Source organism: Bacillus sp. AR4-2 (genome assembly GCF_008274865.1).
Classification (GTDB): domain Bacteria; phylum Bacillota; class Bacilli; order Bacillales; family Bacillaceae_G; genus Bacillus_A; species Bacillus_A cereus.
Genome location: NZ_CP031062.1, coordinates 2267598 through 2281984 on the forward strand (window position 1 = coordinate 2267598; position 14387 = coordinate 2281984).

A 14387-nucleotide genomic window follows, 5' to 3' on the forward strand; every position below is an offset into this window, starting at 1 on the left:
AGCGGGGGTTCATAAATGGGAAAACTACTTAAGCTTGTGATATTGTGCATGTGCTTAATGACCGTTATTATTTTCGCTAGTAAAATTAGTTATGCATCAAAAAATAAAAGTGAATCAGTACAATCGATCGCATTAAAAGATTATCAATATAGTAAGGGAAGTTCTTCTGAAAATTTAAGTTTTGAAAAAATAACAACATCTCCATTTTCGTTACCAATCTATGCAACAATTCCAGCACAGCAAATTTTAAATAGCTCTGAATTTAAGAATTTACTATTACCAACAAATGAAAAGCTGTGGTTTATTATGAAGGGTGAGCAGCCAGAAGGACTAATTGTTGCGGATGATACTGAACCGATTCGAACGGGCGGAGAAAATAGAAGTAAAGATTTATATGGATTATATACAGCAATAAAGAATAATACAAATGAAACAAAAGATATTAGTTATTTCGAATTTGAAGGGCAAGGAATATTGGTAGTAAATCAAAATAATGATCAAGAAATATACCTTAGTAAAGGTGCCGCTGCCATATTAAAACTTCCTGCTGGTCAAAAAGTATTGAGCAGTGAAGTATTACAGAAAATGAAAGAGAGAATTGTAACTGGTTTTGAATAGTGGTAATGTCTGATTCTTTTTTGTGTTTATACAAGGTTGAATAGGGAACAGGATCAATGGTAGCATTAGGGCATCTTTACTGTTTGAAACCTAATAGTGTATATAAAAAGGTTAGAGAAGTTAATTCTCTAACCTTTTTATATTAATGTATGAAATTTAAAAAGTGATGGAGTAAACCAAATAATAAAAATTTGTCTGCTCTTCTATTTTTATTTGCAATTTAAACTCGTTATATTCCGCTATCTATTGTACAACCTTTTTACATAGCTGAATTTTTTTATTTGAAAATAAGGGTGCATCTATAAAACCATAATGATACACTAAAATACCTAATTCCACTCTAGAATTAATATGCCATTTTTCTTTAATATGATTAATTATCTTTGAAATTCTTCGAGGGGTAACATATATTTTTTTTGAAATTTCTACATCTGTAAATCCTTTTGCTACATAAATAGCCACTTCTAACTCTCTTTCGGTCAACATTCTTTTCATAAAATACGCTCCTTCGAAATTATTTATATAAAAATCAAAAGAAACTATTAAAAGAAATAAAGGTGAAAAATCATATTTATTTTAATCAGGCTATTTGCAGATAGTAAGACTCCCACCTCAAAATTTAGATGTGGCAAAGAAGTCGAACTCCCTGTAAAAGCCTGTCTGGAGTGGACTAATAATCAGTGGGGGGGAATAAAACTCCCATTAATTATTAGTGAACCATATTTTAATAATTTCTCGTATTGTGATACAAGTTTGTAAAAGAAACTATAAATCCATATAATTAGTAATTGTAACTATATTAATTTTACATTACATTAAAAGTTGGGAAATATTCTTATACTCATAAAGTGTTACATTTGAGGGAGGAAAGATGGAATTCTACAATCTTGGTATTATTATTAAAGAACTTAGAAAGAAAAAAACATGTCACAATCTGAATTATGTCATGGAATATGTTCACAAAGTCAAATTAGTAAGATAGAAAAAGGTATTATTTATCCATCTAGCATATTGTTGTATCAATTATCTGAAAGACTTGTTATTGATCCAAATTATATATTCGCACTAACCAAAAATAAAAAAATAAAATATATTGAAAATGTAAAATGTATAATGAGAGATTGTGTGAAACAAAAACAATATAATGAGCTTTACGAAATAGTAAAAAAAGAGAAAGATGAGAATAATTTTCAATCAAAAGAAGATAAACAATTTCTATTATGGCATGAAGCGATTGCTATATATTATGTAAATGGAGCAACAAGTAATGCCTTTGACATTTTAAATAGAGCACTAAAACAAACCTTAAGTAGTAGTAACTTTTTATCAGAAAAAGAAATAAGCATAATGAATTCAATTGCTATAATACATGCAGAAAATAAAGAGTATGAGAAAAGTATAAATATATTAAAACAAAGTTTAATTAATTTTAATAAGATAGAATTTCCTAGAGAAAAAGAAATCAAATTAAGACTCATTCATACGTTAACAAAATGTTTACACCTTGCAAATCAATATGAAGAAGCAATAAAGTATAGTGAAATAGGTATAAAATTAGCCATAAATATGAATACTTTATACTTATTAGGTGAATTGTTTTTTGAAAAAGGTGCAATTTTATTGAAAGTTCAGCACTCTAATGAAGTTGGTTTAAGAGACATAAAAAAAGCATTATTTATATTTGAACTAACTGAAAGAAAACAATATATAAAAATAATCAAGGAAAAATATATTAAAAATCAAGAATAAACAAGAAAGAATTCTAACATAAACTATTCCTAATTGTTATTTATTTCTAAAAAAAGTACTGTAATACGAACTATTCCTAATTGTTGTTTATTGCTAAAATAAATACCGTAATATTAGATAAATATAAAGGGTGGCATTTTATGAAATCAAGAGGAATTACTCGTAAAGCAGATAGCATGGGGCGTATTGTTATTCCAATGGAAATAAGACGGAGTTTAGGAATTGTAGAAAAAGATTCTCTTGAAATGTTTATAGAAGAGGACCAGATTATTTTACGAAAATATCAATCTCCAAGAGCTTGTGCACTTACAGGGGATATTTCAGACAGCAATATTTCGTTAGCGAATGGGAAGATTATTGTAAGTCCAAACGGGATGGAACTGTTAATAAAGAAGTTACAGCAATATCTTTTAAAGTAAAAGGTAAGTAAGAACTTTAAAATAGAATATACTTGGAAAAAGTCCTCTATCATTTAGGGGGCTTTTTTATTGTTATCAATAAAATTGAGGGGCCGTAGTTGGTTCAATGGAATACGGATTATCTTATAAATAGTCTGACTATTTTTTATAAAAAAACTATTCATTTACATTTTTTGGTTTCGTGTTATATTTTTAGTGTTAACATAGTTGTATTGAAAATTCTGATTTTAAAATTAGGAAAACTTTAGAAAATGAAATACTCTTACTTGAATTGAAAATCATATAAACATAATTTGAAAGTAAAGTATGAAAATGAATCAGATTTTTAAATTAAATTTGTCAATTCAATAGAGGTTTGTGGGGGAAATGTAACTAAGAAGAAATCTCTTATACTCCATGTTTTTTATTTGTAAATCGGTAATTCTAATAGCTCTGACGAAAAGTAAAGGAGTAAAAAAGAAGTGGATAGTTTGTTTAACAGAAGATAGGGTGTAAAAAATAAAACAACGGAGGTTTTATAATGAATAAAGGAATACTGCAGATTACAGAAATTGAAGAAATTAGCATTCCTAATGTATTGAAGGATAAAATGAAGAATCTGATAGAAAATGAATTGAAAACTCATAATCCTTATACTTGTAATCAAGAAATAGCAGCATATTTTTCAAAAGAGTGGCTTAATTGTTTGATTGACTATTCAAAGAAAAATCCGAATTCAGATATGAAAAACCTACTACATATGATAAAAATAGCGAATTGTGGCGGGAACGTACCACCTACTCTTATTAAAAATACTCCATGTGATCCTATGGAAACATTATTACCTGGGGAAAATCGCAGAGGTTTTAATTATGGCGAAGACGAACACGATAGAATGAAAAAATATTTTTATGCAGAATGGGTCACATGGCTTTTTGCTACACTTTTTAATTATGATGCTTTAATTCACCCATCCGAACATGCAGGGAAAAATAGATTTCATCTCATTTCACCTTTAAACAACGATGAAGTTTTGCGAAATGTCGGTGCAAGCACCGGTGGCGGGAACTTTTATCAACATAACGATGCCACAGTGTATACAGATATGAAAGACCAATCAGATATTGAAGCAAGATTGAAAACATTCAATACGAATTTAGAAATTGTATCAAATAGACTTAATAAATCCGTGGAACGAATAGTGTCTGAAATTACTTGTGGCAAATTTACTAGAGTTGATGCTCTTTTATTAAAAGGAGTGTTAAATTTAAAAACTCAAACTCATATTGGAACCCCAAAATTACTTCAAAAGCATCTTGAAGAAAATTTCTTCAGTAAAGATGACATATTGGCGGTAAGTAAAATGCCTATTGCTCATATCGCAGGAATGGCTGATGGTGAAATATCGGGATTTGTAGGAGAAATAAACCAAATTATATTTTTAGATGATAATGGTGATATTATTGCAACTTGTTTGAATGGAGCAGAAAATAGATTGATTTATGTGGGAGAAAGTGAAGAAGAAAAATTGAAATTTGACATGTTTTTAGAACTCTTACGAACAACGCCTACTTATAAGGTTCCACTTACATCTGAAGATTTATTACTTATACCAAATTCATACTATGGTAAACAAACAAATGTAACTCATGGTAGGGAAAGGTTATCTGAGGAAGAATATAAAATCCCGATTGGAAACAATAAATATGGAAGAAGAATTGTTTGCAGACAATACGTTTCCAGTCGATTACGTGATCAAAAAGAAAGTTACTTTACAGATTTAATTAACTAGTTTAAAGAGAGGAGGGACGATGGGGAGGTTTGGGTTATAATAGCTCAAGCCTTCCCATATTCTTTGTATGGATTTTACTATTGAATTACTTATACTACTATTTTTAGTAGCTGTATTAGCAGGATGGATAGATACGATTGCTGGGGGCGGTGGTATGATAACTATCCCGATAATGTTATTAGTAGGTATGTCTCCTTCTGTAGCGATAGCGACTAATAAACTACAAGGGAGTAGCGGAACTCTCATGGCAACAGTGTTTTTTATTAAGAAGAAAGAAATTAATCTTAAAGAAATGCGTTTGTCCATCTTAATGACCTTTTTGGGATCAGTTTTGGGTGGATGGCTTGTTTTACAGATACGAGCAGAATATTTAATCATGATATTACCTTTTTTACTTATTATTATTGGTCTTTATTTTCTATTATCTCCAAATATAGCAAACGAAGATCGACCGAGAAAAATAAGTATGTTGTTGTTTGCGTTAACAGTGGCTCCATTCCTTGGATTTTATGATGGTTTCTTCGGCCCAGGAACAGGTAGTTTAATTGCTTTAGCATTCATTCATTTATGTGGATATAGTGCTACAAGAGCAACTGCAAATGCTAAGATCTTGAATTTTACAAGTAATTTCGCTGCTTTGTTATATTTTATTATTTTTGGCCAAATCGATTGGACAATTGGGTTGATTATGATGCTTGGTCAAATTATAGGATCGTATATTGGAGCGAAGATGGTGCTTACAAAAGGGACGTCATTAATACGACCAATAGTGGTTATTGTTTGCTTTGTCATGGCAATTAAAATTTTTTTACAAAATATAAACTAAATGTAATCAATATATTATTTGGATCAAAGTTAGAGTGTTTTCATGTTCTTATTGCAGTATTACGCTGTTTAAGATGTGTTCAAAATTACACAATTTGACTAGTGTAATATATTGCGTTATGCTTTTTTATAGTATAAAAGAAAGGCTTGAAGATAATGATTCGTCGTTTGAGAAAGTTAAAAAATGTAGCAGTCGTAGTAAGCTTCTAAGTAAATAGCAAAATATATAATACTTAGAAGCGAGGAATAAAGTTATGAAGTATCCATTATTTAATCATTGGTCAGAAACAAAGTATATAAAAGATATAGTAACAAATCCACTCATTGAAGTAGGAGAGTACTCCTATTATTCAGGCTATTATAGTCATCAAAATTTTGAAGATGGATGTATAAGGTATTTGTGGGGAGATGCTAAGTCCCAAGCACTGTTCAATCCAATTGAACAGATGGGGTGGCACCTTGACAAACTCATTATTGGGAATTATGTTTGCGTTGCAAGTGGGGTAGTCATTTTAATGGGTGGTAATCATAATCATCACTCAGAATGGATTACAGTATATCCATTCGCTGAGCAAATTGAACAATCATATGAACCTAAGGGTGATACAGTCATAAAAAGTGATGCTTGGATTGGAATGAATGCTATAATAATGCCTGGCGTTACTATTGGTGAAGGGGCAATTGTTGCTGCAGGATCTGTCGTAAGTAAAGATGTTCCGCCGTATACAATAGTTGGTGGAAATCCTGCTAAGGAAATAAAGAAACGATTCACTGATACAGAAATAAACATGTTAATGGAAATGCGTTGGTTTGATTGGGATAGGAAATTGATTGAGAAGGCAATTCCGCTGTTGTCTAGTCCATCCATCGAACCATTATTTGCTTTTTATAAAAATGAAGTGAAAAATAAATAAATCAGTTAGGAAAACTACATCCAGTATAGGGTGTAGTTTTTTTATTACAAAAAACTAATAGTTTAGACTAAAGGAAATTCATCTCTAATATAAGTCTAGCAAATAGCTGAATTGAATAATTAAAATCCTTGATAGCTAATAAAAGAATGTTTTGTTACCAGTGTGTCTTGATATTTAATGGGGACACATTGGTTTTATCCCGTAAAAGTATTTTTAAATAAGAGTGTATTTGTATATTTAGGAGAAATTTCATACAGTATCTATTTATGTCATTTTCCAATCATGATGGTACTATTTAAACTTTTGTATACAAAAATACCTATCTTTTTTCTTCTTACTTTGTGCATTGCAATGACACTACTTTTTTCTATAGTTTCATATCATTTAATCGAAAAGAAATGTATCAACTGGGCGAAACAAAGAACAACAAATTTTTTGAAAAAAGTATAATTCCTAGATAGATTTTATTTCTTTAGTAAATATATGAATATGACCGATTCTGAATGTAAATATAGTAAAGTGGAATATAATTGAAATCGAAAACCACTTAGAAATAACAATTACGGTGTGAGCTATTGTATAGTATAGATATGGTTAATAATAAAGGGGGAATACATATGTGGAAGCGATTTGTAGCAATTGGCGATAGTTTTACAGAGGGGATAGGGGATGAAGTTGAGGGAATTGCATTAAAAAGCTGGGTAGATCATTTTGTTCAACTGTGTGAAAACGATATAGAATATGCCAATTTTGCAAAGCGTGGGTTAGTAACTGAAGAAATTCGCTTGCAGCAATTGGAAAAGGCGTTAACTTTTAATCCAGATTTGGTTAGTCTCATTGCAGGGGCAAACGATGTTTTAAAAGGACGTTGGAATCATGATGCATATAAGAACGATATGGAATTTATGATAGATACATTAAGTAAAGCAGGGGCTGATATTATTATAGCAAACCTTCCAGATTTTACAGTTAGGCTCCCTTTTGCTTCTGAAAAAAAACAAGTAATAAAAGAACAATTATTAGAGGCAAATGAAGTTATACATTCACTGAGCAGAGAGTATAAGCTTCATCATGTTGATTTTTGGAATCATCATTTAGTTAATGACAATACGCTTTGGTCTAAGGATTTAATTCATCCAAACTCAAAAGGATATGTAAAAGTTGCTGAATTAATTTTTAGTAGTTTGCCTGTACAGAAGACAAAATAATAGTTTGCAATGTAGCGAATATGATATTAATTGTATGAAGCTATATTTTTTAGTAAATGGAGAGAACTAAAAATTTAGCAAACAAAGCGTATCTACGATATATTTCTACAGTAGTGCACAAATGCAGAATCACAAAGAAAGATCACTTATGGAAATAGGTGGGCTTTAAATGTTTTTATAACTAAATTAGTATATACTGTATTACTAACAGTTTCGTACTACATAAAAATTAAGTTCTCTTATAGAAAAACTGATTTTATATTATCTTAAAATATAATAACATGTTCAAATCATATTTTGGGTATGTATCCTAATTGTGAATGATGTGTAATTTTTTGAAGTATAAATATCCAATAAATAAAATAGGTAGTAGGTGCAGAAGTATTAATACTATATTATTCAATTCTTGTTATGAGTACATTAGTGATTGGCAGTATTATATTTTCATTATCAACTTTAGTTATTGGAATTAATTTGCATAGAAAATATGTAGGATAAGAAAAAAATATACTTTATTGTATATTTTTTTTGTTTAGTAGGATTTACGGTCTCTTTAAACTATTATGTTAATAAAATTAAAAAACTTAATTCTTGATACCCTTATGGTTAAAGCTATCTATAAAATGAAAATATAAATAAATAATAGTTTGTTATGATTTGTGGATTTGGTTTTTTTATCCGAATTTTCTGATTCAAATATTTCAACTTTATGAATATAGTAGGTGAAATATTTGTGTGATAGTATTTGAGATAGAAAAAAGCCAACTTTAAAAAGGATGTGAATTGAATGTGCAAACGACTGTAAAGGGTTATATTAAGGCAACGTTTAGCTGTTATTAGTGTAAGGTAAAGATATATTTTGTAACAGTTGATATAAAAATGAAGAAATAGGTACGTTTTTGTTTGTCTGACTATTTTAAATATACGAAAAACAAGACTGGTTTGAGTTTTGACGAAGTTAAATTCTAGGTGAGATGTCAATAATGATTAATTAGGTTTAATAAAGAGGTACCTTATACGCAAAAGCGTTTATATTAGTAACCTAAGGAGCTTGCTTTTATGAAAACTACTGATTCAAAAGGCCTATTAGGAAATAGGGTTTATTTACAAGTTTTCTCTGCCTATTCATTGCTTATGCTTGGTGTTTTTATTGATATGTTAGCGATTATGACTATAGTTGGGTTTGAATGGGAAGTAGATCCTACTATGATTGGATTGATTCCTGTTGCATATGCACTTCCTGGAATTATTTTTGGCTCATGGGCAGGCGTTATTGCAGATCGTTTTAGAAAAATTCCAATTATGATGTTCTGTAATCTAATGGTTGGTCTAATAACAATTGCTCTTTTATTTGTACAAGATATCCACTGGCTCTTAGTGGCATTAATGATTCGTTCCATTTTTATTGTTTTCTATTATCCTGCACAGCAAACACTAACAAGACAGATTGTATCCCCGGACTTGCTTACTAAAGCAGTAAGTATCAACGGAATAGTAGAGCAGGGTACCAAGATAGTAGGCCCACTTATAGGGGGCATGTTGTTGAGCTGGTTTCAACCAGAGTTCTGCCTCATTATAAGAGCTATAAGTTGTTTATTAGCTACCTTAGTTCTCATACCCACAATAAAATTTAAAGAAACTATATCGAAAGAATTTGTTGAACAGCAAAAACAAAGTACTTGGACCGCTTGGGTACAAGGGTGGGGTTATGTGTTATCTAATCGGATAATATTATCAACCATGATTTTCGTTACAATAGCCATGGCAGTATTACAATTAGTAGACTCACAATTCCCAACTTTATTTAAGAGCTTATTCCCACATGATAAAAGTAAAATGGGATATATCATTTCTATTATTGGTCTTGGCGGAATACTTGGTGCATTACTAACTCAGAAATTAAAACAGTTTCAGTATGGCTGGGTAGTATGTGGAGGTATGGTTTTAATGGGAATTGGTTTTGGGGGGATTGGTTTGATAACGCCCGGTACGGTCTTCGTTTTAGCCTATTTAATTAGTTTTATCGCTGGTATTGGAAGTGGGCTGATGCTTGTATCTAATCAAGTCATATTACAAATAGAATCCGATCAAGATCAAGTAGGAAGAGTATTTGGTATTCAAAGCAGTTTAACAAACGCAGTTTTAATTATTTCTCCTGCTATGAGTGGCCCATTAGTACATTTGTTTGGAGTAACTCAACTCTATGTTTATGGAGGGATTGGGCTTGTTATTATTGGAGTAATTGGAGTTTCACTGCAGAAATATTTATGGGGTAAATATAAACACGAACCTATAAGAGCAAATAATTTTTGAAGGGAAGATTTTTATGACCAATGAGGAATGTTATCCATTAAGCCATCCGCAGCGAAGAATATGGTATACAGAAGTTATTCATTCTGATAAAGGAATATGTAATTTAAGATTTTTATTTAAACTTCATCGGAAAATGAATTATTCAAAATTAAACCAAGTTGTGAATCGCGTTATCAGTGAAAATGACGGTCTGTGCATTAGGTTAAAAGAAAATGGGCATCAGGAACCGAAACAATATTTTATTAAACATGAAGAACAAGAATTTGAGTTTTTTGATTTCAGTAATGTGGAGAATACAAATTTGCTTGAGGAATGGATTGAGCAGAAAACAAAAGAAATGTTTACATTATTTAATTCGAATTTATACTATTTCGCTTTAATAAAATTAAACGATAATGAATGTGCAGTCTTTGGAAATGTTCATCATATTATTATGGATGGTTTATCAATTCAAATATTTACTGAGCAGATTGCAAAATATTATTATGACATGCATAACGAGAATGAGGAAGGCGAAATTAAAAATTCATATGTTCAATTTCTGACTAATGAACAAACATACTTGAATAGTAGTCGCTTTCAAAAAGATCAAAAATTTTGGTTAGAGGAATTTAAAACACTGCCATCTGTGACTGGATTGAAGCCTTATAATACGTACCAAGTTAGTACCAAAGCATCACGCGAGACGTTTATATTAACGGAGCATTTGAAGAGAAAGATAGAGAGGTTTTCTGAAGATTACAAAATTAGTTTATACACCCTTTTTGTTGCTGCTTTCTCGTTGTCCATGTATCGGTGGACCTCATCGCTTGATATTGGTTTAGGAATGGCTTACGGCAACCGTATGACTAAAATGGAACGAAAATTGATTGGAATGATGGTGAGTACAGTTCCTTTAAGAATGGATATTGATCCAGAAGAAGAAGTACTTTCATTTATTAGTAGGGTGTCCAGAAAACAAAGTAAATCATTAAGACACCAGAAATATCCATTTGATTTGTTATTAAAGCAGATTAATAAAGAGAATAACAGTAATGTGAGACTTTTCGGAACTACGATTGATTATAGGGATCGTGATGAAAGTGGTGACTCACTATGGATTCCAAACCGTGAAGAGGTACAAGATTTTGCAGTGCATATTGAAAATCTAATTGATATAGACTCTATACATGTACATATTGATTATCGTGAGGAGCTATTTTCTAAGGAAGAGATAGAACGATTCTTTAACGTTATGTTAGTGATACTGGAAAATACTTTTGAAAACCCAAAGCAGAAGGTGGCTGAAATAGAAATCATTTCTGAGGAAGATAAAAGAATAAGTTTAGTTGAGTTCAACAATCCTAAACTGGATGTCCCACCTCAAGTAACTATTCATGAAATGTTCGAACGGCAAGCGATGATTTATCCAAATACTATTGCAGTTACGTATGAAAAAGAAAAAATTACTTATAAGGAGCTTAATGAACGTGCAAACCAGTTAGCTCATTATTTGCAGAAAAAGGGAGTAGGACCTGATACTTTAGTTGGAATATGCTTTGAACGTTCCCTCGAAATGATTGTAGGTATTTTAGGGGTTTTGAAGGCTGGTGGGGCTTATGTTCCACTGGATCCAACATATCCAGAGCAGCGACTTCAATATATTTTAGAAGATGCTAGCATTCAGTTATTCGTAACGCAAGAAAGTTTAAAAGAATTGAAATGGTTACCAGAAAATGTTGAGTCGATTTGCCTGGATTGTGATCAAGATGAGATTGGGAAAGAAAGTAAGACTTTGCCGGTTTCTAATGTTGGTCCCAAAAATCTGGCATATGTAATCTATACTTCGGGTTCAACGGGAAATCCAAAGGGCGTTATGATAGAGCATCACAATGTCATTCGGTTATTTAAATCAACGGATTGTTGGTATCAGTTTAATGAAAAAGATACTTGGACGCTTTTTCATTCGTATGCATTTGATTTCTCAGTATGGGAAATTTGGGGAGCATTATTATATGGTGGAAAATTAGTTGTTGTTCCGTACTGGATTAGTCGATCACCTAAGGATTTTTATCAATTATTGGTGGAGGAAGGAGTCACAGTTCTAAATCAGACACCTTCCGCATTTAGACAATTAATACGAGTGTGTGAACAGGAAGATAAGAATAAAAATTTGCAGCTGCGTTACGTAATATTTGGCGGAGAAGCGTTAGAACCTATTAGCTTGTTACCGTGGTTTAAAAGGTATGGGGAGAAAAAACCACAGTTAATTAATATGTATGGAATTACAGAAACTACAGTTCATGTTACATATTATCCAATTACTTTAGATGATGTGCAGCATGCTTCAAGAAGTAATATTGGAAAGCGGATTCCCGATTTAGAAGTGTATATACTAGACGCTTATCAACAACCTGTTCCTATAGGTGTTGATGGTGAACTTTATATTGGTGGAGCAGGATTGGCACGTGGGTATTTAAATAGACCTGAATTAACAGCAGAGCGTTTTATATCTCATCCATTTAGTAGTGATCTGAAAGCAAGATTATACCGGACAGGAGACTTAGCGAGGTATTTGCCAGATGGGAATCTAGATTATCGTGGAAGAATTGATCATCAGGTTAAAATACGTGGTTTCCGAATTGAGATTGGGGAAATTGAGTCTACTTTAAATACATATGCATATGTAAAAGAGGCAGTTGTAATTGTAAGAGAAGATCAGCCGGGCGATAAACGATTAGTAGCATATGTTGTAGGAGATGGAAATGTAGATGCGTGGAGAGAGTATCTTAAAGCGAAACTACCAAGTTATATGGTTCCTTCGGGATTTGTGGCGATGGAAGCTATTCCACTTACAGCTAACGGTAAAGTTGATCGTGAGGCCTTACCTATGCCGGAGGAAAAGCAGATTAATAGTGAATGTGTTGGCCCTCGGAATAGTAACGAACAGATACTAACTACCATTTGGAAGAGAGTATTAGGTGTTAAAAAGGTGGGAATCTATGATAATTTCTTTGAAATTGGTGGCGACTCAATTCTCAGTATTCAAATTATATCTCAAGCAAGTCAAGTGGGGTTAAAACTTACTCCAAAGCAAATGTTTGAATGCCCAACTATCGCTGAGCTGGCACAAGTGGCTATAGAAACGCAGGGAGTACAAGCGGAGCAGGGAATTGTGATAGGTGATGTGCCTCTTACTCCAATTCAGTGCTGGTTCTTCGAGCAAGAACATCCACATACAGAGCATTGGAATCAATCAATGCTTTTAAGAGTAAAAGAAAGATTGGATGTGAAATTACTAGAGGGAGCGATATTAAATTTACTGAAACATCATGATGCTTTACGTTTCCGGTACGAACAGTTACCAAACGGAACGTGGAGGCAGAGAAATGAAGGGACTGATGAGCTGTCAGTACTCCATGTTGTAAAACGGAATCAAGTTAATGAAAAAGAGTGGAATAAAATAATACAAGAAGAGATGAATATTCATCAAGCTAGTTTCAATTTAATTACTGGTCCGTTAATGAAAGTAGTGTACTTTGAAGATAACTTGACTGAAAATGATCGAATATTCTGGGTGATACATCATTTAGTAGTAGATGGAGTGTCATGGAGGATTCTATTGGAAGATTTACAGGTGGTATATAACCAGATGAAACAAGGTCAAGAAATTCGCTTACCTGCGAAAAGTACATCTTTTAAAGAATGGTCTGAACGACTTCAGACATACAGTGATTCGGGTATTTCAAAAGAAGTAAAGGATTATTGGAATGAACAAGTAGAAAAAGAAACGATGAAAATTCCAATGGACTATCCAATACAAGAAACGACAGAAGAATCGATTGATCAAGTGACGAGGACTTTAGGAATAGAAGAAACACAAGCATTGTTACACGAAGTTCTAGTCACTCATAAGACAAGGATTGATGAGGTACTATTAACGGCATTAGGACAAGCTATCGTCGATTGTACAAATCAGCAAACCGTTTCTATTCATATAGAAGGACACGGAAGAGAAGAGATGATTGAAGGTATTGATTTATCAAGGACAGTGGGCTGGTTCACGAGTATTTATCCCGTTCATCTCAATTTTCAAGGAACTCAGACACCTATTGAAGGGTTAAAGGCAGTCAAAGAACAATTGCGTCGAATCCCAAATCGCGGAGTAGACTATGGTATTTTACGTTACTTGAATAAAGGATTACTTCCGTTTTATCAGCAAAAGCCTTCAATAAGCTTTAACTATTTGGGCCAATTTGATCAGGTGTTTTCAAGGGACTCTTTGTTTATGCAAGAGACAGGATTTACATTTTTAGATCATGCTCCAGATTCCAAACCATCTCATCTAATTGATGTTATCGGAATGTTGAAGGATGAAAAGTTACATTTTATTTGGCTGTATAGTAGGGAACAGTTTTCTAAATTAAAAATTCAAGTGATAGCAGATGGTATGTTGAGGCATCTTCGTCAACTTATAAATAAACCAACAACAGAGTCTGCTTTTACGGTATCAGATTTTGCTGATGCAGAGGATCTTACGGAAGAAAGCTTGAGCAAAGTATTACTTAAATTAACAAAGAAGAGGGTGTAA

The 14387-nt window shown here is 32.2% G+C and carries 9 protein-coding genes and 2 pseudogenes; 10 read left to right on the forward strand and 1 reads right to left on the reverse strand.

Annotated features, from left to right (window positions below):
* The first annotated feature begins 15 nt into the window (after positions 1–15).
* Positions 16–618, forward strand: coding sequence for a hypothetical protein (locus tag DN399_RS11785; RefSeq protein WP_149149582.1), 603 nt, complete (start codon positions 16–18; stop codon positions 616–618).
* Between the two features lie 243 nt (positions 619–861).
* Here the strand turns inward: DN399_RS11785 and DN399_RS11790 are convergent, their stop codons facing one another.
* Positions 862–1113, reverse strand: coding sequence for a response regulator transcription factor (locus DN399_RS11790; protein WP_149149583.1), 252 nt, complete (start codon positions 1111–1113; stop codon positions 862–864).
* 376 nt (positions 1114–1489) lie between these two features.
* Here DN399_RS11790 and DN399_RS11795 point away from each other — a divergent pair.
* The 9 genes and pseudogenes from DN399_RS11795 to DN399_RS11835 all read left to right on the forward strand — a co-directional run bounded on the left by DN399_RS11795 (position 1490) and on the right by DN399_RS11835 (position 14387).
* Positions 1490–2367: pseudogene (locus DN399_RS11795) on the forward strand (helix-turn-helix domain-containing protein).
* 140 nt (positions 2368–2507) lie between these two features.
* Positions 2508–2786 (forward strand): AbrB/MazE/SpoVT family DNA-binding domain-containing protein, encoded by a 279-nt coding sequence (locus tag DN399_RS11800; RefSeq protein WP_000842216.1) that lies wholly within the window; start codon positions 2508–2510, stop codon positions 2784–2786.
* 520 nt (positions 2787–3306) lie between these two features.
* Positions 3307–4557, forward strand: a complete 1251-nt coding sequence (locus DN399_RS11805) for a hypothetical protein (protein WP_149149584.1) — start codon at positions 3307–3309, stop codon at positions 4555–4557.
* A gap of 67 nt (positions 4558–4624) precedes the next feature.
* Positions 4625–5383: a TSUP family transporter gene (locus tag DN399_RS11810; RefSeq protein ID WP_149149585.1), complete on the forward strand. Its 759-nt coding sequence runs from the start codon at positions 4625–4627 to the stop codon at positions 5381–5383.
* Positions 5384–5636: 253 nt separating this feature from the next.
* Positions 5637–6296: a CatB-related O-acetyltransferase gene (locus DN399_RS11815; RefSeq protein ID WP_149149586.1), complete on the forward strand. Its 660-nt coding sequence runs from the start codon at positions 5637–5639 to the stop codon at positions 6294–6296.
* 201 nt (positions 6297–6497) lie between these two features.
* Positions 6498–6746 (forward strand): annotated as a pseudogene (locus DN399_RS11820) (acyltransferase family protein); the annotation flags it as partial.
* Positions 6747–6913: 167 nt separating this feature from the next.
* On the forward strand, positions 6914–7504 hold the full coding sequence (locus DN399_RS11825) for an SGNH/GDSL hydrolase family protein (protein ID WP_000265875.1): 591 nt from the start codon (positions 6914–6916) through the stop codon (positions 7502–7504).
* Between the two features lie 1059 nt (positions 7505–8563).
* Positions 8564–9817 carry an MFS transporter gene (locus DN399_RS11830; protein WP_006918049.1) on the forward strand — a complete coding sequence of 418 codons (1254 nt, stop codon included), beginning with the start codon at positions 8564–8566 and terminating at the stop codon, positions 9815–9817.
* 13 nt (positions 9818–9830) lie between these two features.
* A complete protein-coding gene (locus DN399_RS11835) occupies positions 9831–14387 on the forward strand; it encodes a non-ribosomal peptide synthetase (protein WP_149149587.1) in 4557 nt (1518 codons plus the stop codon).